18 protein-coding genes are annotated in these 19,682 nt (G+C 51.9%); 17 read left to right on the plus strand and 1 reads right to left on the minus strand.

All coding sequences use genetic code 11. From position 1 onward, the window contains the following. The first annotated feature begins 2 nt into the window (after positions 1-2). The 14 genes from B2M23_RS15225 (at position 3) to B2M23_RS15290 (ending at position 17,211) form a co-directional block, all read left to right on the plus strand. Entirely contained in the window at positions 3-941 is a 939-nt protein-coding gene (locus tag B2M23_RS15225; protein WP_038353929.1) for a beta-ketoacyl-ACP synthase III, read from the plus strand. A 124-nt stretch (positions 942-1,065) separates the two neighbouring features. Then, a complete protein-coding gene (locus B2M23_RS15230; RefSeq protein ID WP_038353928.1) occupies positions 1,066-2,022 on the plus strand; it encodes a DUF561 domain-containing protein in 957 nt (318 codons plus the stop codon). Beyond that, a complete protein-coding gene (locus tag B2M23_RS15235; RefSeq protein ID WP_038353927.1) occupies positions 2,006-3,091 on the plus strand; it encodes an NAD(P)H-dependent flavin oxidoreductase in 1,086 nt (361 codons plus the stop codon). The genes B2M23_RS15230 and B2M23_RS15235 overlap by 17 nt, the downstream gene beginning before the upstream one ends. Then, the gene (fabD, locus tag B2M23_RS15240; RefSeq protein ID WP_038353926.1) at positions 3,088-4,005 is read left to right on the plus strand and encodes an ACP S-malonyltransferase; all 918 of its coding nucleotides are present in this window, start codon (positions 3,088-3,090) and stop codon (positions 4,003-4,005) included. Before B2M23_RS15235 ends, fabD begins: the two co-directional genes overlap by 4 nt. A 14-nt stretch (positions 4,006-4,019) precedes the next feature. Then, positions 4,020-4,757, plus strand: a complete 738-nt coding sequence (fabG, locus tag B2M23_RS15245; protein WP_172611067.1) for a 3-oxoacyl-[acyl-carrier-protein] reductase — start codon at positions 4,020-4,022, stop codon at positions 4,755-4,757. Continuing rightward, positions 4,754-5,989 carry a beta-ketoacyl-ACP synthase II gene (fabF, locus tag B2M23_RS15250; RefSeq protein ID WP_038353924.1) on the plus strand — a complete coding sequence of 412 codons (1,236 nt, stop codon included), beginning with the start codon at positions 4,754-4,756 and terminating at the stop codon, positions 5,987-5,989. The genes fabG and fabF overlap by 4 nt, the downstream gene beginning before the upstream one ends. Positions 5,990-5,991: 2 nt before the next feature. Next, complete coding sequence (fabZ, locus tag B2M23_RS15255; RefSeq protein ID WP_038353923.1) at positions 5,992-6,417, plus strand: 3-hydroxyacyl-ACP dehydratase FabZ; 426 nt, start codon at positions 5,992-5,994, stop codon at positions 6,415-6,417. Positions 6,418-6,583: 166 nt separating this feature from the next. Beyond that, the gene (locus B2M23_RS15260; protein ID WP_038354013.1) at positions 6,584-9,220 is read left to right on the plus strand and encodes a valine--tRNA ligase; all 2,637 of its coding nucleotides are present in this window, start codon (positions 6,584-6,586) and stop codon (positions 9,218-9,220) included. Between the two features lie 90 nt (positions 9,221-9,310). Continuing rightward, positions 9,311-10,015, plus strand: a complete 705-nt coding sequence (locus B2M23_RS15265) for a response regulator transcription factor (RefSeq protein ID WP_013379926.1) — start codon at positions 9,311-9,313, stop codon at positions 10,013-10,015. Beyond that, positions 10,005-11,024, plus strand: a complete 1,020-nt coding sequence (locus tag B2M23_RS15270; protein WP_052237460.1) for a sensor histidine kinase — start codon at positions 10,005-10,007, stop codon at positions 11,022-11,024. Before B2M23_RS15265 ends, B2M23_RS15270 begins: the two co-directional genes overlap by 11 nt. A 171-nt stretch (positions 11,025-11,195) precedes the next feature. Further along, positions 11,196-12,170 carry an efflux RND transporter periplasmic adaptor subunit gene (locus B2M23_RS15275; RefSeq protein WP_052237459.1) on the plus strand — a complete coding sequence of 325 codons (975 nt, stop codon included), beginning with the start codon at positions 11,196-11,198 and terminating at the stop codon, positions 12,168-12,170. Then, entirely contained in the window at positions 12,160-12,888 is a 729-nt protein-coding gene (locus B2M23_RS15280) for an ABC transporter ATP-binding protein (protein ID WP_038353922.1), read from the plus strand. The genes B2M23_RS15275 and B2M23_RS15280 overlap by 11 nt, the downstream gene beginning before the upstream one ends. After that, positions 12,875-14,131, plus strand: a complete 1,257-nt coding sequence (locus B2M23_RS15285; protein ID WP_038353921.1) for an ABC transporter permease — start codon at positions 12,875-12,877, stop codon at positions 14,129-14,131. The genes B2M23_RS15280 and B2M23_RS15285 overlap by 14 nt, the downstream gene beginning before the upstream one ends. Before the next feature lie 392 nt (positions 14,132-14,523). Further along, positions 14,524-17,211, plus strand: coding sequence for a calcium-translocating P-type ATPase, PMCA-type (locus B2M23_RS15290; protein WP_038353920.1), 2,688 nt, complete (start codon positions 14,524-14,526; stop codon positions 17,209-17,211). Positions 17,212-17,258: 47 nt separating this feature from the next. Here the strand turns inward: B2M23_RS15290 and B2M23_RS15295 are convergent, their stop codons facing one another. Next, the gene (locus B2M23_RS15295) at positions 17,259-17,789 is read right to left on the minus strand and encodes a DUF4364 family protein (protein WP_038353919.1); all 531 of its coding nucleotides are present in this window, start codon (positions 17,787-17,789) and stop codon (positions 17,259-17,261) included. A gap of 87 nt (positions 17,790-17,876) precedes the next feature. On the opposite strand from B2M23_RS15295, the gene B2M23_RS15300 reads away from it, so the two are divergent. From B2M23_RS15300 to B2M23_RS15310, 3 genes are read left to right on the plus strand one after another with little or no spacing between them, the layout of a single operon-like run. Beyond that, positions 17,877-18,569, plus strand: coding sequence for a 4Fe-4S double cluster binding domain-containing protein (locus B2M23_RS15300; RefSeq protein WP_038353918.1), 693 nt, complete (start codon positions 17,877-17,879; stop codon positions 18,567-18,569). Further along, the gene (locus B2M23_RS15305) at positions 18,566-18,907 is read left to right on the plus strand and encodes a DUF3784 domain-containing protein (RefSeq protein WP_242945814.1); all 342 of its coding nucleotides are present in this window, start codon (positions 18,566-18,568) and stop codon (positions 18,905-18,907) included. The genes B2M23_RS15300 and B2M23_RS15305 overlap by 4 nt, the downstream gene beginning before the upstream one ends. 17 nt (positions 18,908-18,924) lie before the next feature. Continuing rightward, positions 18,925-19,602: a DUF975 family protein gene (locus B2M23_RS15310; RefSeq protein ID WP_052237458.1), complete on the plus strand. Its 678-nt coding sequence runs from the start codon at positions 18,925-18,927 to the stop codon at positions 19,600-19,602. Positions 19,603-19,682: the final 80 nt, after the last annotated feature.

A 19,682-nucleotide genomic window follows, 5' to 3' on the forward strand; every position in this document is an offset into this window, starting at 1 on the left:
CAATGGGTATACAAATATTATCAAGCGCTTTTTCCGTACCGGAAAACTGCGTGACCAATGATGATCTGGCCAAGAGGGTTGATACCAGCGACGAGTGGATCAGGAGCCGTACCGGAATCGGCGCGCGTTTTATCGCAGCGCATGAGACTACCTCGGATCTGGGATATTCGGCGGCAGCCAAAGCCATTGAGCGTTCCGGGCTAAAACCAGAGGATATTGACTGTATTGTCACCGCGACCTTTACGCCGGAAAATTTCACGCCCTCCTGTGCCTGCCTGATCCAGGAAAAGCTTGGTATAAAAGAGCTGCCGGTTATGGCGTTTGATGTTAACGCAGCCTGTTCGGGTTATCTCTACGCCATGAATGTGGCTTCAGCCCTGCTGGAAACAGGACAGGTAAACCATGTCTGTGTGGTGGGGGCTGAGGTGATTTCCAATGTGCTGGACTGGGAGGACCGGAGTACCTGCGTGCTTTTCGGAGATGGCGCAGGAGCAATGGTGTTAAAGGCAGACCCGGCCAGGCAGTCCTGTTTTTATGCGGCGGCCAGAGGGGATTCCTCAGGGGCGCTGGAGACAAAATCGCTGCCAGTGCACCGGCCGGTAACCATGGACGGCAACGCGGTTTTTCGCTTTGCCACCAAAGCCATGTCAGAGGCAGTGGACAGGGCACTGGAAAAATCCGGCCTCACCATCGCCGACATTGACTGGATCATCCCGCACCAGGCCAACATCCGCATCATTGACTATGTGGCTAAAAAGGCCAGGATTGACCGGAGCAAGGTTTATGTCAACATTGACCGTTACGGCAACACCTCCTCTGCCAGTATTCCGATTGCCTATGCGGAGATGGCGGAAAAGGGCCTGCTGAAGCCTGGCATGAAGGTGATCATGGCTGGCTTTGGCGCAGGCTTTACCTGGGCTGGAGCTTTAATCGAAATTTAAAATTGAAAATGAAAAATTATGGGACAAATTTGATTATAATCAAATCGGTTCTGCCGATTTGTTCTTTCACTTTCAATTTTCCATTCATAAATATTATGCATAAAAAGTAGCAAGGAGTATAAAATTGATCAATCAACTACTGAACATAAAGTATCCCATCATCCAGGGGGCAATGGCAAATATTGCCACACCGGAATTTGCGGCGGTGGCCTCAAATGCCGGCTGTCTTGGCATCATCGCGAGCGGTTCCATGACGGGCGAGGAAACACGCGCGGCAGTCCGCCGCTGCCGTGAGCTGACCGACAAGCCCTTTGGCGTCAATGTCATGCTGATGAACCCCTATTCCGATGATATCATGGCAGTTTTAATCGAGGAAAAGGTTGCGGCAGTAACTACCGGCGCAGGAAATCCGGGCAAATATCTGGACGCGCTGAAAGAGGCTGGCGTTAAAGTTTTTCCAGTGGTGGCAAGCGTTGCACTGGCCAAGCGGCTGGCACAGAACGGAGCGGACGCCATCATTGCTGAAGGAACCGAATCCGGCGGACATATCGGCGATATTACCACGATGTCCCTCGTTCCGCAGGTAGCCGCAGCAGTGGACATACCTGTGATCGCAGCCGGTGGCATCGCTTCCGGCAGACAGCTGAACGCTGCGCTTTGCCTGGGAGCAGAGGGGATTCAGATCGGGACCTGCCTGCTTCTGGCGGAGGAATGCCCGATCCACGAAAACTATAAAAAAGCAGTGATCAAGGCAAAGGACCGTGATACTGTGGTGACAGGCAGAAGCCTGAATGCGCCGGTGCGTGTTCTAAAAAACGCCATGACAACAGAGTACCTGAAAATCGAGCGTGAAGGGATTGAGCGGGAAGAGATGGAACGCCTGACGTTGGGCTCCCTGAGAAAAGCGGTTGTGGAGGGCGATGTAAAAAACGGCTCTCTGATGATGGGCCAGGTTGCGGCCATGTGTAAGGAAGTCAAGCCCTTCTCACAGATTATCGACACGCTTTTGTCAGAAGCGGCAGAAGATAAGAAGGACTTTGAGAAAAAAAGTCAGGAACTGATCTATGATACAGAGTGTTAAGATTAAAGATAAGCTACTGGAGATTCCCATTATTCAGGGCGGCATGGGCGTTGGCGTGTCCCTTGCGAATCTGGCGGGTAATGTGATGAAAAACGGCGGCATGGGTGTTTTATCCATGGCCCATCCAGGCTATCGTGAGTCCGACTTCTTGGCGGACAACCTAGCTGCCAATATCCGCGGCTTTGGGGAAGAAGTAAAAAAAGCGCGTGAGATCGCAGGCGGCAGAGGACTTTTGGGCGTTAATATCATGGCGGCCCTCAAAAATTTTGAGACCTATGTGCGGGCTGCGGCAGACGCCGCAGTGGACGCTATTATCGTTGGGGCCGGGCTGCCTTTGGAGCTTCCTAAATATGTGGAGGATGACAGCATCGCCATTGCGCCCATTGTGTCCAGCGGCCGGGCCGCCAAGCTCATCCTAAGAGCATGGGACAAGCACTACGGGCGTACCGCAGATTTTATTGTCATTGAAGGCCCCCTGGCAGGCGGACACCTTGGATTTAAGGCAGACGACCTGCTTGAAGGCAAATGTCCGCCCCTCGAGGAGATTCTCGCGGATGTTAAAAAGGAAACCGCCGGCTTTGAAGAAAAGTTTGGGCGGAAAATTCCTGTCTTTACAGCAGGCGGTGTCTATGACGGAGCAGATATTGCCCGTTTTCTGAAGCTGGGCGCGGACGGTGTACAGATGGCTACCCGGTTTATCGGAACCTATGAATGTGACGGAGCGGACGCCTACAAGGCTGTACTGCTGAACGCAGAGGAAGAGGACATCGAAATCGTCAAAAGCCCGGTCGGTTTTCCGGGAAGGGCTGTGAAAACAGCATTGATTGAGCGGCTGTCCCGCGAGGGCCGTATTCCGCCGGACAGATGTGTGGACTGTCTGAAGCCCTGCGATCCGGCAAAAGCGCCCTACTGTATTCAAAGCGCGCTGATAGCTGCTGTTGAGGGGAATACGGACAAGGGCCTGTTTTTCTGCGGAACTAATGCGTACCGTATGAAGGCGCTGACCAGTGTCAGAGAGATCATGGAAAGCTGTATGAATGAAGCCAGAGGATTAATGGAGGAAATATGAAAACTGCATTTTTATTTGCCGGACAGGGTGCCCAGAAGGCAGGCATGGGAAAGGATTTTTACGATGCTTTTCCAGAGGTCCGGGATTTTTATACAAATAACGATTTGGATTTTGACCTGGCCAGGTGCTGCTTTGAAGGGCCGGAGGACAGGATTAATGATACCGCCTATGCCCAGAGCTGTCTGCTGATTACATCCTATGTGATGGCGCATTGCCTGAAAAAGGAGGGCGTTATCCCGGATATTACCGCAGGACTGAGCCTTGGCGAGTATACAGCTCTGACCTACGGCGGCGCGTTTACGCTGAAGGATGCTTTGAAGGTCGTACGTAAAAGAGGTCAGCTCATGGCCCACGCACTGCCAAAGGGTACAGGCATGATGGCGGCAGTGCTTGGAGCTGACGCTGAAACCATTCAGCAGGCCTGCACAGACGCCTCTGATTTAGGCGTCTGTGAGGTGGCGAACTATAACTGTCCGGGACAGATCGTGATCAGCGGTGAAACCCCGGCGGTAGAAAAGGCCAGGTCACTGCTCCTTGAACGCGGCGTGCGGCGTGTCATGCCGCTTAATGTCAGCGGCGCTTTTCATTCCTCATTACTTTTGGAGGCTTCAAAGGAGCTCTCCGATTTGCTGGATACGGTTGAGATCAAAACGCCATCAATTCCGGTGGTTTCCAACGTGAGCGGCGATATTGAGACAAGGCCTGTGAGAGACGTGCTGGTACAGCAGATCCATTCCTCGGTTTATTTTGAAAAGGGCATCCGCCGCATGATCGACATGGGGGTGGATACCTTTATCGAGGTGGGCCCGGGCAAGGCATGCAGCGGTTTTGTCAAGAAGATTGACCGGTCGGTGAAAGTGATGAACGTGGAAAATATGGAAACTTTTGAAGCGGTGTGTGAAGCGCTTCGTTAAATCAGGAGATAGAAATGGAAAATAAAACAGCATTGATCACCGGTGCCAGCCGGGGAATCGGCAGAGCCATTGCTCTGAATCTGGCAAAGGAAGGCTATAACATAGCCATCAACTACAACGGAAACGCTGAGAAGGCCGCTGCCGTTAAAGAAGAATGCGAAGCCTTTGGCGTACGTGCCATGATCTGCCAGTGCAACGTGGCAGATAACGCAGCGGTCAAAGCGATGGTGGACCAGGTGGTCGCTGAGTTTGGGACCATCGACGTGCTGGTCAACAATGCCGGTATTACCGATGACGCGCTGATCCTGCGCATGAAGGAAGAAGCCTTTGACCGGGTTATCGACACGAATCTTAAAGGCTGCTTTAACTGCACACAGCATGTATCCAAGGTAATGCTGAAGAAAAAGAAGGGTAAAATCATCAATATGGCTTCAGTGGTCGGTATCGGCGGCAATGCCGGACAGGCGAACTATGCGGCCAGCAAGGCGGGGGTCATCGCTCTGACAAAGACGACCGCCAAGGAATTCGCATCCAGAAATATTACTGCCAACGCCATTGCGCCGGGCTTTATCGAGAGTGATATGAGCGGCGCTTTGTCCGAAAAGGTGCAGGAAGAGATCCTGAGCCAGATCCCGCTTAAACGTTATGGCACCCCTCAGGATGTGGCCGACCTGACCGTTTTTCTGGCAGGGGATAAGAGCAGCTACATGACCGGGCAGGTTTTCAGTATTGATGGAGGTATGAGCATATGAGACGTGTTGTGATAACAGGCATGGGCATTGTCTGCCCGATTGGAAACACCCTTGACGAAACATGGGAGAGTGTAAAGGCAAACCGCTGCGGTGTGGGCGAGATCACCGCCTTTGATACCAGTGACTACAAGGTTAAGCTGGCCGCTGAGGTTAAGGATCTGGACACTGAGCAGTATTTCAGTAAACGGGAGATGAAATTTAACGAACGCTTTACGCAGTTCGCCCGTATTGCAGCCAAACAGGCCTATGCAGATGCAGGCCTTGAGGATTCCGGGCTCGACCGTGACCGCTTTGGCGTTATTGTGGGCTCTGGCGTCGGCGGTTTGCGCAAGATTGAGGAATCCACCGAAACATTAAATAGCCGGGGACCAGGAAGAGTATCGCCGTTTTTTATCCCGATGGCCATTGTCAACCTGGCGCCGGGAAACATTGCCATTGATTTACAGGCAAGAGGTATCTGTTCCAGCAGTGTGACAGCCTGCGCCTCAGGAACGAATTCCATCGGGGAGGCCTTCCACCGCATTCGTTTTGGCTACGAGGACGTTATTGCGGCCGGCGGCAGCGAATCCACCATCACGCCCCTCGGCATTGCGGGCTTCCAGTCCATGCGCGCGCTTTACAGCGGTGATGACCCCAGACGCGCGTCCATCCCGTTCGATAAGGAGCGCAGCGGCTTTGTCATGGGCGAGGGTGCCGGTATCCTGATGCTCGAGGAGCTGGAGCACGCAAAGGCCAGAGACGCGAAGATTTACGCCGAAGTCGTGGGCTATGGCACCAGCTGTGATGCTCACCACATTACCGCTCCCCTTGAGGACGGCAGCGGGGCAGTAAAATCCATGAAAAATGCGCTGAGGGACGGCGAACTGGCGGTTAGCGATGTGGATTATATCAATGCCCACGGCACCAGCACTGCCTTGAATGATAAAGGTGAAACAGCCGCAGTAAAGGCGCTTTTCGGCGATCACGCCAAAGAGCTGATGATTTCCTCTACCAAGTCCATGACCGGGCATCTGCTGGGCGGCAGCGGGGCTGTAGAGGCTGTTATCACTGTTAAGGCCCTTCAGGATGGCTTTGTGCCCGCAACCCTGAACTATCAGGTGCCTGATCCCGAATGCGATCTGAATGTGGTGCCAAATGAGGGCGTGAAAAAGGATATTCACTGTGCCATCTCCAATTCCTTCGGATTTGGCGGACACAACGCAACCCTGGCGTTTACGAAATGGGAGGACTGAAAATGCTGCTAAACTCAAATCAGATACAGGAAATTATTCCGCATCGCTATCCCTTTTTACTGGTAGACCAGATCATTGAGATGGAGGGCGACCATGTCGTGGGCGTCAAATGTGTTACGGCCAATGAAATGCAGTTTATGGGGCATTTTCCAAAACAGCATGTCATGCCTGGCGTTCTGGTTATTGAAGCGCTGGCCCAGGCAGGCGCGGTGCTGCTTCTGTCTAAAGAGGAAAACAAGGGCAAGATTGCGCTGTTTGCAGGCATCAACAAAGCCCGTATTCACCGTCAGGTCATTCCAGGGGATAAACTGACTCTGGACGTCACCTTCAAAGGGTTCCGGGCGGGGATCGGCTTTGCGGATGCGCTGGCAACCGTCGACGGCGAAAAGGCTGTGAAATGTGAGCTGATGTTCGCAGTTCAGCAGTAATAAAAAAGGACCGCTTCCATTTTGAAAGCGGTCTTTAATTTTACAACTAATTTTCAGTCCACCCTTTCAAAATAGCCGATGGTTTGGTATAATAATAAAATATCGAAAAATTTATCACGGTTTAAAAACATTAACATAGAGAGAGGTAAGCAGATTGAAAAAAGAAATGTCAAAAGTCTATGATCCGAAGGACGTAGAAAGCCGTATATATGCCTGGTGGCAGGAAAAGGACTATTTTAAACCCGAGGTACACCAAGGCGGAAAATCTTTTACCATTGTGATGCCGCCGCCGAATATTACCGGGCAGCTGCACATGGGCCACGCCTTTGACGATACCCTTCAGGATGTGCTCACCCGGTTCAAGAGAATGCAGGGCTACGCGGCGCTGTGGGTGCCGGGGATGGACCACGCCAGCATCGCTACCGAGGTAAAGGTCGTTGAAAAAATCCGAAATGAGGAAGGCAAAACCAAGGAAGAACTGGGACGAGAGGAGTTCCTCAAGCGTGCCTGGGACTGGGCTTTGACCTATAAGGACCGCATCCGTGAGCAAGTTAAAAAGCTTGGCGCCTCCTGTGACTGGGACCGCGAGCGCTTTACCATGGATGAAGGCTGCAGCGAGGCAGTCAAGGAAACCTTTGTCCGTTTGTACGAAGAAGGCCTGATCTACAAGGGAAGCCGTATTATAAACTGGTGCCCGGACTGTAAAACCGCCCTTTCCGATGCGGAGGTAGAGTACGCTGAGCAGGCAGGCCATTTGTGGCATATCCGTTATCCCATCGCGGGCAGCGACGATTACGTTACCGTTGCCACCACCCGTCCGGAAACCATGCTGGGCGATTCCGGCGTAGCGGTTAATCCGAATGATGAACGCTATAAGGATCTGGTGGGCAAAACCGTTATCCTGCCGCTGGTGGACAAGGAGATTCCGGTAGTTGCCGATGATTATGTGGATGTGGAATTTGGAACCGGTGTGGTCAAGATGACCCCTGCCCATGACCCCAATGACTATGAAGTTGGAAAACGCCATAACCTTGAAGAGATCAATGTCATGAATGAGGACGGCACCATGAACGAGCTGGCCGGAAAATACGCTGGCATGGACAGCTATGAATGCCGCAAGGCGGTTGTAGAGGATCTTAAGGCGCTGGGTCTGCTTGAAAAAATTGAGGATCATGTCCACAATGTCGGCGAGTGCTACCGCTGTGGCACTACCGTTGAAACCATGACTTCTGAGCAGTGGTTTGTAAAGATGGAACCTCTGGCAAAACCCGCCATCGAGGCAGTCAGAAACCGTGACACCCAGTTTGTGCCGGACCGTTTCAGTAAGATTTACTTTAACTGGATGGAAAATATCCGCGACTGGTGTATTTCCCGTCAGCTGTGGTGGGGACATCAGATTCCCGCCTATTACTGTGATGACTGCGGCGAGATGGTTGTCGCCAAGGAAATGCCGGCAGTTTGTCCGAAATGCGGCGGCACCCACTTTACTCAGGATGAAAATGCTCTGGATACCTGGTTCAGCTCTGGCCTCTGGCCTTTCTCAACACTGGGCTGGCCGGAAGATACTGCCGATCTTGAAAAGTTTTATCCCAACAGCGTACTGGTTACCGCTTATGATATTATCTTTTTCTGGGTTGCCCGCATGATCTTTATGGGACTGCACACAATGGGTGAGGTTCCCTTCGCCGATGTCTATATCCACGGCCTGATCCGTGATTCTCAGGGCCGCAAGATGAGCAAATCTCTGGGCAACGGCATTGATCCGCTGGAAATCATCGAGCAGTTCTCAGCAGACGCGCTGCGCTTCTCAATCATCACAGGGAATTCTGCGGGGAATGATATCCGCTGGCAGGACGAAAAGCTGGAAGCCAGCAGAAACTTTTTGAACAAAATCTGGAATGCCGCCCGCTTTGTGCTGATGAACCTGGATGAGAATATCATGGATCAGCAGGATATTGCGCTTGCCAATCTGGAAAATACCGATAAATGGATTCTGAGCCGTATGAACGACGTTGTGCGCGATGTGACCCAGAACATGGATAAATACGAGCTGGGAATCGCAGCCCAGAAGGTTTACGATTTTGCCTGGAACGAATACTGTGACTGGTATATCGAACTGGTAAAACCAAGATTATACGGTGACGATGAAACCACCAAGGCGGCCGCGCAGTACACTCTGAACATGGTACTAACCAACATCCTTAAGCTGCTGCACCCGGTCATCCCCTTTATCACCGAAGAGATCTATGGCTACCTGCCCGGCGCAGGCGAAGCCATCATTGTGGCGGAATGGCCGGAATACGACGAAAGCCTGCATTTTATGCAGGATGAGGAGGATGTCCGTTTCCTGATGGCCTGTATCAAGAGTATCCGCAATATCCGTTCCGAGATGGATGTGCCAAACGCCAAGAAAACGCAGCTTTTTGTCATCACAGACAGTGCGGCGCATGGAGAGCTGATGCTTAAGTCGGCTGTTTATTTCGAGAAACTGGCCTCTGTCTCCGGAATCTCCGCCATTGCCAAGGAAGATGTCCAGGAAAACTATGTGAGCGCTGTTGTTGAAGACACAGAGCTGTTTTTGTCCATGGACGAGCTGGTAGACAAGGAAAAAGAAATTGAGCGTCTGAACGGCGAAAAAGCCAAGCTTGAGAAGGAGCTGGACCGTGTGGACAAAAAGCTGTCCAACAAGGGCTTTACAGATAAGGCGCCTGAAAAGGTCGTGGAGGGCGAGCGTGAAAAACAGCGCAAATACCAGGAAATGCTGGATAAAGTGCTGGAACGCCTGGCCTATTACAATCAGTAAGAAAATAAAACAGAACAGGGCGGAAGGAGACTTCCGCCTTTTCTTTAAAGGAAAGTTGTATTTATTGCCGACTAAATGAAAGGAGTTCCCATGAACGAAGAAGGAAAGAAACGGATTTTGATTGCAGATGACAATCAGGATATTTGTGAGCTGGTGGAAATTCTGCTGACAGCAGAAGGCTTTGAGGTCGTTCAGGCTAAAAACGGTCAGGAGGCAGTGGACAGGACAGACGATTCCATCGATCTGATCATACTGGACGTCATGATGCCCCAGAAATCCGGCTATAAGGCCTGTTCGGAGATAAGGGAAAAAACACGGGTGCCCATTTTGTTTTTAACAGCCAAGGACCAGGATTCCGACAAGGTGATGGGATTCTCAGTGGGCGGTGATGACTACCTGTCCAAGCCCTTCTCCTATACCGAGCTGGTATCCCGTGTGAAATCTCTGCTGCGCCGCTACTATGTGTACCAGGGCAGCGCGCCGGCGGAAAAGAGCAACAAGCTGGTAATCCGCGACCTGGTGCTGGACAAGGATGCGCAGAATGTTGAGATAGGCGGAGAGATCGTCACCCTGACCGACATTGAGTACCGGATACTGGAGCTTATGATGGACAACCGGAAAAAGGTATTCTCCGCCCAGAATATTTACGAAAGCATCTGGAACGAGCCTTATTTTTACTCTGCCAACAACACGGTCATGGTGCACATCCGCAACCTGCGCAAAAAACTCAAAGATAACTCTCAGGAGCCCCAGTATATTAAAACCGCCTGGGGAAAAGGTTATTATGTTGACTAAGCAGGAGGAAAGTATTTTCAGGTCGAAGCTCGGGCTGACAATCATGAAATACTTTGGCATTTCCTTTGCCATTGCGCTGGCCTCAGGGGTTGCCACCACGCTGCTGCTGACCTGCTTTATCCGTGAGAACGGCATCTCAGGCGAGACGGTGGAGCTTTTGTCCTACATGGTGACCATTGCGGTGCTTTTCGTCGTGTTTTTAAAGCTGTTTCATAAAAAGATCCGTTACATTCATACCCTGGAGCATGGGATCGAGATCATTGAGGGCGGCGGGCTGGAGTATCCCATTCCTGTGGAGGGCGACGATGAGCTGACCGCTCTGGCCATACAGCTCAACGATATGCGGCGCACACTGCAAAAGCAGATAAACGAGCGTGAGACAGCGATCCGTGAAAATCATGAGATGGTCACCGCCATATCCCACGATATCCGGACACCCTTAACCTCGGTGATCTGCTATCTGGATCTGATCAGGGACGGCAAAGTCAAAAGCCCGGAGGAAGAAGCTGTTTATATCAATAACGCTCTGGAAAAGGCCTGTCAGATCAAAAATCTTACCACAGCCCTTTTCAGCCATTCGGTGGCAGAGAATGAGGAGGTCATGTTCCATTACGAGCTGATCGACGGCAACGAGCTGCTGGCACAGGTTTTATCAGAAAGCGTTTTTCTGCTGGAGGAAAAGGGACTTACCGTCCAGGTAAAGGACAGCATTGCGGAAGGCTTTGCCATCAATGTGGATATTCAGCAGTTCCGGCGCGTTTTTGATAATCTCTGCTCCAATGCCCTGAAATACGCTGATCCCCGGCGGCCCATCAGCTTTGACGTTATGCTGGAGCCTGACACCCTGCGTATTATCCAGACAAACCAGGTGCGAAAAAACAGCGGCGGTGAGAGCTTTGGCATAGGACTGAAAACCTGTGAGAAAATTGCGGAGCGCCATGAAGGGACCTTTAAAAGCTGGATTGAGAAAGGTGAGTTTGTGGCGATCTGGACTCTGCCGCTGTATTAGCCAAAACCCTGCCGTCAGGCGGTTCAGTGTTGTTTTTTAATTTGTTCCGCAAAAAGAACACATGATGTACGATTACAGATCAAATATTAATAAAATCTTTAGATTTCATCCCGAATTTCTTCATGTTTTTATGTTAAAATGATTCACAACAAAACAAATAATGGAGGCACCATGAATAAGAAAAAAAGTATCATTATTACGCTTGTCATACTGGCAGTCGTTGTCGTAGCGCTGGGCGTCTGGGCCTGTACGCGCACCAGCCAGCCGCAGGCGGCCGCTGTCAAAACCACAGCCCTTGAGAAGACCAATCTTCAGAGAACGGTTTCGACCAACGGTACGGTTGAGAGCACCTATGTAGAGCAGGTCAGCAATATGACCGGTATTCCGGTATGGGATATCGACGTGTCCGTCGGCGAATGGGTTGAAAAGGGCGACCGTCTCTGCCGCCTTTACGATGAAAAAAGCGATACCTGGGAACGTGTAGAAGCCACGACTTCCGGTACGGTGACAGCCATCAACGCACAGAACGGCGCCCCGGCCAACGGTGTGCTCTTTACCATTGAGGATACCAACAGCCTGCGTGTGGTCACAAACATCAAGGAAGCAGATGTGGGAACCGTGCAGCCGGGAATGAAGGTAACCATCAAAACCGACGCGACCGGAGGCAAGGAATACACTGGTACTGTGCAGAGCATTGCGCCCACTGCTGTCAAGCAGTCCAGCGCGTCCGGTACCGGCGCGACAGCTGCCGCTTCCTCAGGCAATCAGAATCCGGAATTTGAAGCGCGGGTGAGCATTGACTCCGACATCAGCGGTCTGCTGATCGGGATGAAGGCGCGCCTTAACATTATCGTTGAGGAAAGAAACGGCGTTTACAGTGTTCCGTTTGATGTGCTGACCACAGGTGCGAACAATGAAAGCTGTGTGCTGGTAGCCGCCGACCCCAAGGATGGTGTTTACACCGTGAAAGAAGTACCTGTCACCACTGGTACAGAAACGGACTTTGCCATTGAGATTTCAGGAGACCAGCTGACAGACGGTATGCAGATCATCACCGACATCGACAAGGTTAAGGTCGGCGACTCTGTCACACTGCAGCAGGCGGGCGACAACAGCACCGCCCAAGGAGTCACCAATGCGCAATAAGATCATCGAGATGAAGGGCATTGTGAAGCGCTTCTATGTGGGTTCGCCCAATGAGCTTGAAATCCTTCATGGCCTTGATCTGGAAGTCTTAGAGGGCGAGTTTATATCCATTATCGGGGCATCAGGCTCAGGCAAGTCCACGCTGATGAACATCATCGGCGCCCTTGACAGGCCCACAGAAGGTGAGTATTATCTGGATCAGCTGCTGGTCAGCACCATTAAGGACAGCGGCCTCTCTAAGATCCGTAACCAGAAAATCGGCTTTGTGTTCCAGACCTTTAACCTGATTCCACGCTCCACAGCGCTCAGCAACGTTGAGCTGCCCATGCTCTACGCTGGCATGCCCAAGGCGGAACGCCGGGAGCGGGCAGAAGAGCTGCTGGAGCTTGTGGATATGTCAGACAGGGCAAAGCACCGCCCCAACGAGCTCTCCGGCGGACAGAAGCAGCGTATCGCCATCGCCCGGGCCATGGCCAACGATCCGTCCATTATCCTGGCCGATGAGCCCACCGGCGCGCTGGACAGTAAAACGGGCCGCATGGTCATGGATATTTTCCATGAGCTGCATGAAAAACAGGGCAAAACCATTATTTTGATCACCCATAATCCGGAGCTGGCTGATGAAACCGAGCGGATTATCACCCTGAGCGACGGCAGCATTGTCGGTACCCGGGCAGGCACAGGGGTGAGATTGGAGCGACACCATGAACTTGCTTGAGAATATTAAACTGGCCCTGGAAGGGCTGCGCGCCAACAAAATGCGGGCGCTGCTGACCATGCTGGGCATTATTATCGGGATCGCCTCGGTCATTGCCATCACCTCTCTCGGTGACGCTATGTCCAACACCCTGAACGAGACGCTCTCCAACGTGGGCGGGCGCAACATTCAGCTGTACGTCATGCCCAAGGATGTGGACGGCACCTACTCCAACAGTGATGAGGACAACATTACCGATGAGATGATCGAGCGTTTCAGACAACGCTACGGCGATGAGATTGAAGGCCTTGAGATCAGCAATAACGTGGGGGCGGCCAAAACCGTTGATGTTATCCCGCAGCAGGAGATGAAAATCACGGGGGCCAACCATGATTACTTCACCGTTGAAAATGTCAAGATCATCCAGGGTCGCGCTATCAGCGACCGGGATGTGGAGGGCGAAAAAAACGTTATTGTCATCTCCAGTATTATGAAGAAGAATCTGTACGGCGAGGGCAGCGACCCTATCGGTAAGGAAATAAAGGTGGAAACCACCTATGGAACTGAGAGCTTTTACGTGGTAGGAGTTTATCAGGACCCCATGGAAGACGCGACCCAGAGCGCCATGATGGTGGCGATGGGCGGCAGCGGACGTTCGACCGCTTATATTCCCTACACAACCGCTAAGAACATCACAAACGATACAACAAAAGGCTACAGCATGATCATGCTCATGGCTTCGCCGAATGTCAGCTCGACAGAGCTTGCCACCAAGGCGGCAGCTTATTTCAATAAATTCTATCCTGAAAGCAGCAACAGCAAGGTAGAAGCGCAGAGTATGGAAAGCATTATGAAGGAAATGAACACTGCCATGTCACAGGTATCCATGGCCATCGCGGTGATCGCGGGCATATCACTGCTGGTTGGCGGTATCGGGGTTATGAATATCATGCTGGTATCTGTCACTGAGCGTACGCGGGAGATCGGTGTGCGCAAGGCTCTGGGAGCGCCCAACAGCGCCATCCGGATACAGTTCCTGGTTGAATCTATGATCATCTGTATCATCGGCGGTATTCTTGGTATCCTGCTTGGGGCAGGCTTTGGCGCCCTTGGCGGTCTGCTGCTCAATACGGCGGTAGCGCCGTCCCTTGGCTCTATCGCCCTGGCTGTGGGCTTCTCAATGGCGATCGGCGTGTTCTTCGGGTACTACCCGGCCAATAAAGCCGCCAAGCTTGATCCGATCGAAGCTCTGAGGTATGAATGATGCTGAGTCTGTTTTTAAAAAACGGTAGGATGCAAAGAGCGTGAGCGGGCATCCGGCAACGAAGAAAATACATTTTACAGGGAAAGCATTCTGATCTTGGATAAAAGCTTTTTCTGTAAAATGTGATCCTGATGCCATTGGCTAAATTTTATCTTTACTTCCTGTGGTTAAAGTGCTAAAATATAGTAAATTAACTAAATAAAAAGCACCCTGAAGGGGAGTAACTCAACCATTAAGGAGCTGCTTAGTCGTCATTTCGAGCGAAAGCTCCGGCTAAGCATCAAGCGTTATACTTGAGAGTAAGACCTTTATTTCTAATTTCGCGTTTGTCTTTGGGCAGGCGGGGTAATTTAGAGATAAGGGTCTTTTATTTATAATTCAAGGAGGACAGAATGACAAACGAAGAAAGCAACAAGTCAAAGGAATCTTTCTTACTATCCGTATCGGAAACCGAGAAGGTCTATGACACCGACGCGCGCACTGGGCTCAGTGACGCCCAGGCTGCCGCCAGACAGCAGACCTACGGCAAAAACAAAATGGCCGAGGGAAAGCGGAAATCACTGCTGCGGATGTTCCTGGAGCAGTTTAAGGATTTTCTGATTCTGGTTCTGGTAGCTGCCGCGGTCATATCCGGCTTTCTGGGAGAAATCAGCGATGCTATTTTAATTTTAATCATTGTTATCCTCAACGCCGTCATTGGGATGGTGCAGGAAAATAAGGCTGAGAACTCCATGGAGGCGCTTAAAAAGCTGACCATACCCGAAGCCAAGGTGCTGCGGAACGGCGTGCAGACGGTCATTAAGGCCGAGGATCTGGTGCCGGGCGACGTGGTCTACCTGGACGCCGGGGACAACGTGCCTGCGGACGGTCGGCTCATCGAGGCCGCGGCCCTGCAGATACAGGAATCTGCCCTGACAGGGGAATCGGTGGCGGTTGAAAAAAACCTCGCTGATCTGAGCAACCCCGAGACGCCGCTGGGTGACCGGCTGAATGCTGTTTATATGAGCAGCACCGTAACCTATGGCCGCGGAAAATTTATTGTGACGAAGACCGGCATGGACACGGAAATCGGCAAGATCGCCGGCATGATCCAGGGCACAGTGTCCATGCAGACACCGCTGCAGAAACGGCTGACGGAGCTGGGAAAAATCCTGGCGGTGGGCTGTCTGGGCGCGTGTATTGTGATTTTCTTTATCGGCCTGGTGCGGGGCGGCGATATGCTGGAAATGTTTATGACCGCTGTGAGCCTGGCTGTGGCCGCTATTCCAGAGGGACTGCCCGCAATTGTTACCGTGGTGCTGGCCATGGGCACCCAGCGGCTGGTGGCCAAGCACGCCATTATAAGAAAGCTGCCCGCGGTCGAAACCCTGGGCGCAGCGTCTGTGATCTGCTCAGATAAAACCGGGACGCTGACTCAGAATAAGATGACCATCAAGAAGGTCTATGCCAATGACGGGATCGTAAGTGCCGAGGATATCAAGGATGATGGCTTTACCGACAGTGAGCGCCTGGTCGTGCGGATCGGCCTGCTCTGCAATGACGCGTCCATCGTGACAGACGACAGCGGCGTGAAGGAGATCGGCGATCCCACAGAGGTGGCGATGGTGGCCTATGCGGCCAGTCTCGGCTATCAGAAAAACGAGTATCTTGAAAAATATCCAAGGATCAATGAAATTCCCTTCGATTCGGACCGTAAGCTCATGACCACAGTGCATAAGGACGGCGAGCATTATTACAGCTTTACCAAGGGCGCGCCGGATGTGCTGCTGGGCCGCTGCAAAAATTATCTTAAAGGGACGGGAAGTATTCCCTATGAAAGCATGGCCCTGCCCTTTGACGCAGAAGCCAGAGCGGAGGTTGAAAAGGCCAACGAAACCTTGTCCGATGACGCCTTCCGGGTGTTGGGCTTTGCCTTTAAACGCTATGACAGCGAGCCTGAAGTAACCATGGAAGAGCTCGAAAATGATATGACCTTTGTGGGGCTGACGGGCATGATTGACCCGCCGCGCGTGGAGGTCAAGGATTCGATCCATGAGTGCCACACCGCAGGCATTAAAACCGTTATGATCACCGGGGACCACAAGAATACCGCGGTGGCCATCGCGAAGGAGCTGGACATCTACGGCGAGGACAGCATCGCCCTGTCCGGCACTGAGCTTAACAGCATGTCGGATGCGGAGCTTGAGGAAAAGATCGACCATGTGGCCGTATATGCCCGGGTGTCGCCTGAGCACAAGGTGCGGATTGTGGACGCCTGGCAGAAAAAGGGCGCAGTGGTTGCCATGACCGGCGACGGGGTCAATGATGCTCCGGCGCTCAAGAAGGCCGATATTGGCTGTGCCATGGGCATTACGGGCACCGACGTCTCCAAGGAGGCGGCTGAAATGATTCTGACAGACGATAATTTCTCCACCATTGTCTCCGCGGTCAAGGAAGGCCGGGGAATCTACGAGAACATCAAGAAGGCTGTCCACTTCCTGCTCTCCTGTAACATTGCAGAAATACTGATCCTGTTTATCGCCACGCTCATCGGCTGGATTCAGCCTTTGCTGCCTGTGCATATCTTATGGATCAACCTGATTACCGACAGCCTGCCGGCGCTGGCCCTGGGGGTTGAAAAGAACGACGATGACATTATGACCAAAAAGCCAAGAGATCCCAAAGAAAGCATTTTTGCCCACGGACTGGGCGGACGCATTATTTTCCAGGGCGTTGTGCTGGCGGCCATCTCGTTGTTTGTCTTTAATTACGGCAATTCTCACTTTGGCCTGGATGAGGGCCGCACCATGGTCTTCGCGGTTCTGGGCTTATCCCAGCTGACCCATGTGCTCAATGTCCGGTCTGAAAGCAAATCTGTGTTCAGCAAGCAGTTTTTCACCAACCGGTACCTCTGGGGCGCGATTCTGATTTCAGCAGTCCTGCAGCTGTCCGTCATTTTGATACCGGCAGCCCACCCGCTGTTCAGCGTGACCTTCCTGAACCCTCAGGAATGGCTGATCATTGTGGCCGCGTCACTGGCGCCGCTGCTGGTTGTGGAAATCACCAAGCTCATCGGCCGGCTTGTACGCCGGGACAAATAAAAATAAAGCCCGCAGACAGGAAAGGTCTGCGGGCTTTTCTATTTGAGCTAGCTGGTCTGCGTGAGCAGCTTGATGATGGAAGCGTAAAGATTCTGAGTGTCATTTTTCCAGTTGTCACAGATATTCAGCGCCTGCTTCTGGGACGGCGTGTTGATGTTCAGCTCCATCAGGACAATGTTGTTTTCGTGGAGCTTGAGCTGTACCTGGTAATCGCCGTCGGTATTTTTTGTATAGTTGCCGATGACCTTGACTTCTCTGAAAATGCGGTCCCGGTTCTGTGAGATGTAGAGCTCCAGCATTTCGCGGATATAGGTGGGGATGTCCTTCTCAAAAATATTCAGGGTCTCCCGCCCTTTGGCGGTGATGGCGACCACGGTTTTATCATCATCCATCTGGTATAAACGGATAAAATCATCCTCGATGAGGTTGTCGATGTAGAGCTGAATGTCGAAATAGCTCATTTGCAGGTTTTCAATAATGATAAAGGCCACCTGCTCGCGGGTGATGCCGGTTTTGATTTTATTGAGTACGTATAGTATAATAAGCTTATCTTCAGCCTGATGTTGAGTGTTAAGCACGCGATGAACCTCCCTTGGAAAAATTGAAGTTACCCTATCATTATAGCACAGATTTAAAAACAAATGTGGTAAAAGGAGAAGATTTTTATGAATCCATTAAATGAAAAAATAGAGGCCTTGGGAAAGGGGCTCGGGGCGGCGCAGGTTGGCTTTGCGGATTTAAGCGGCCTGCCGGACGGGTTAAACATGGGCTATCCCGGCGCTGTGTCGGTGGTGGTGCGCTTGTCAAAGGGGATTTTAGCCCAGATAGAGGACGCGCCGACAGCCACCTATTTCAGCCATTACCGCATTGTCAACCGTCTGATCGACGAGATTACCCTGAGGGTGGCGCTGGCCCTCGAGGAAGAGGGCGCGATGGCGGTGGCTGTTCCGGCCTCGCAGTCTCTGCCGTCTGTAAAGGGCGAGAACCCATACCGCGGGCTCTTCGCGCACAAAACCGCAGCGGTCATTGCCGGCATGGGCTGGATTGGGAAGAGCGCTCTGTTTATCCACAGGGATTACGGGCCCGCGGTGCGGCTGGGAACCGTACTGACCGACGCGCCGCTTGACACTGTGGCGGCCCTGGCGGAGAGTGAATGCGGCAGCTGCCAGGCCTGTGTGCAGGCCTGTCCGTCCATGTCCATCGAGGGAACCCTCTGGGAGCCGGGCATGGAGCGCAGCTATCTGTTAGACGCCCACAGCTGCAGCGAGTATATGAAGGAAGCCTACCAGCACATTGGCCGCGGCTCGGTCTGCGGGCTGTGTATGGTGAGCTGTCCGCATTTCAGGAAAAATCTGTGAGTGCGCTTAAGAAGGACAGCACTTTGATTTTTGAATTGATTTTTATGGGCCTGATAGGCCTGTTAATGTGTTATCTGGGCTGGCTGATATGGAAAAAAGAGCGGATCAATCTGATCCACAGTCATCATTATGCGCGTGTATCTGAGGCGGATAAAAAACCCTATACAGAGAAGATGGGGAAGGCGTTGCTGATTATGGGGATTGGCTGCTTTTTGACAGGTATGGCGGACTTTATTACCCGTACCCACTTCGGCTGGATATTTTTTGGCCTTGGATTTATAATAGGGGCTGTTCTTTTCGTGAAAGCACAGCACAAATACAATGGAGGCATTTTTTAGTGCCGAAGGAGAAATAAATGAGAAACAGGACAAGCCAGGACATGAAGCTGTCTGCTAAGGTACAGCTCAAGGGACACTGGGGGCCGGCGATTTTGATTATGTTCATCACATGGCTGGCCATCGCGGGGGTGCCGACCATCATGCTTCTACTGGAAAAGGTGATCTTTAACGTGGACCTGGACGCGGAAATCTATGACCGGGTTTCAAACATCGTATCGTTTGTTTTGGCAGGCCCGCTGTCCTATGGGGCCACACGCTTCTATATGAACCTGTACCATGGACGGGAGGCAGGAGTGGCAGATCTGTTCACAGGTTTTAACCGGTTTGCCCGATGCTTTTTAGCCAATCTGGCCATGGGTGTCTTTACCTTTCTGTGGGCGCTGCTGCTCATTATTCCGGGGATTATCGCGGCCATCAGCTACTCCCAGGCCTACTACCTGCTGAACGATTATGAGGAGCTGTCCTTTATGGACGCCATCACCCTGAGCAAGCTGATGATGCGGGATTACAAGCTGGAATATTTTCTGCTGTGCCTGACCTTTATCGGGTGGTGGCTCCTGGTCATTGTGACCCTGGGCATTGCCATCATTGTGGTGGGGCCTTACCTGAATGCCACCTTCGCCAATTTTTATATGGGCCTGAAGGAAGAGCGGCAGGCGGTTATTGATCGTTTTATGGCCCAGAAGCAAAACTAAGCTTTCCAAATAAGGGGAAAGTATGATATAATAAAAAACTGCGCTGCAGGCCTTTGACAGAGGTCTTGAATAGAAGAAAA

It is taken from the genome of Eubacterium limosum (assembly GCF_000807675.2).
In the GTDB taxonomy this organism is placed as follows: Bacteria; Bacillota; Clostridia; order Eubacteriales; family Eubacteriaceae; genus Eubacterium; species Eubacterium limosum.

What these genes read in the sequence shown, in the direction of transcription:
- B2M23_RS15265 (WP_013379926.1), top strand. Translation starts at nt 9,311, where the DNA reads ATGAACGAAGAAGGAAAGAAACGGATTTTGATTGCAGATGACAATCAG.
- B2M23_RS15285 (WP_038353921.1), top strand. Translation starts at nt 12,875, where the DNA reads ATGAACTTGCTTGAGAATATTAAACTGGCCCTGGAAGGGCTGCGCGCC.
- B2M23_RS15275 (WP_052237459.1), top strand. Translation starts at nt 11,196, where the DNA reads ATGAATAAGAAAAAAAGTATCATTATTACGCTTGTCATACTGGCAGTC.
- B2M23_RS15300 (WP_038353918.1), top strand. Translation starts at nt 17,877, where the DNA reads ATGAATCCATTAAATGAAAAAATAGAGGCCTTGGGAAAGGGGCTCGGG.
- fabZ (WP_038353923.1), top strand. Translation starts at nt 5,992, where the DNA reads ATGCTGCTAAACTCAAATCAGATACAGGAAATTATTCCGCATCGCTAT.
- fabF (WP_038353924.1), top strand. Translation starts at nt 4,754, where the DNA reads ATGAGACGTGTTGTGATAACAGGCATGGGCATTGTCTGCCCGATTGGA.
- B2M23_RS15260 (WP_038354013.1), top strand. Translation starts at nt 6,584, where the DNA reads ATGTCAAAAGTCTATGATCCGAAGGACGTAGAAAGCCGTATATATGCC.
- fabG (WP_172611067.1), top strand. Translation starts at nt 4,020, where the DNA reads ATGGAAAATAAAACAGCATTGATCACCGGTGCCAGCCGGGGAATCGGC.
- B2M23_RS15225 (WP_038353929.1), top strand. Translation starts at nt 3, where the DNA reads ATGGGTATACAAATATTATCAAGCGCTTTTTCCGTACCGGAAAACTGC.
- B2M23_RS15235 (WP_038353927.1), top strand. Translation starts at nt 2,006, where the DNA reads ATGATACAGAGTGTTAAGATTAAAGATAAGCTACTGGAGATTCCCATT.
- B2M23_RS15270 (WP_052237460.1), top strand. Translation starts at nt 10,005, where the DNA reads ATGTTGACTAAGCAGGAGGAAAGTATTTTCAGGTCGAAGCTCGGGCTG.
- B2M23_RS15290 (WP_038353920.1), top strand. Translation starts at nt 14,524, where the DNA reads ATGACAAACGAAGAAAGCAACAAGTCAAAGGAATCTTTCTTACTATCC.
- B2M23_RS15280 (WP_038353922.1), top strand. Translation starts at nt 12,160, where the DNA reads ATGCGCAATAAGATCATCGAGATGAAGGGCATTGTGAAGCGCTTCTAT.
- fabD (WP_038353926.1), top strand. Translation starts at nt 3,088, where the DNA reads ATGAAAACTGCATTTTTATTTGCCGGACAGGGTGCCCAGAAGGCAGGC.
- B2M23_RS15310 (WP_052237458.1), top strand. Translation starts at nt 18,925, where the DNA reads ATGAGAAACAGGACAAGCCAGGACATGAAGCTGTCTGCTAAGGTACAG.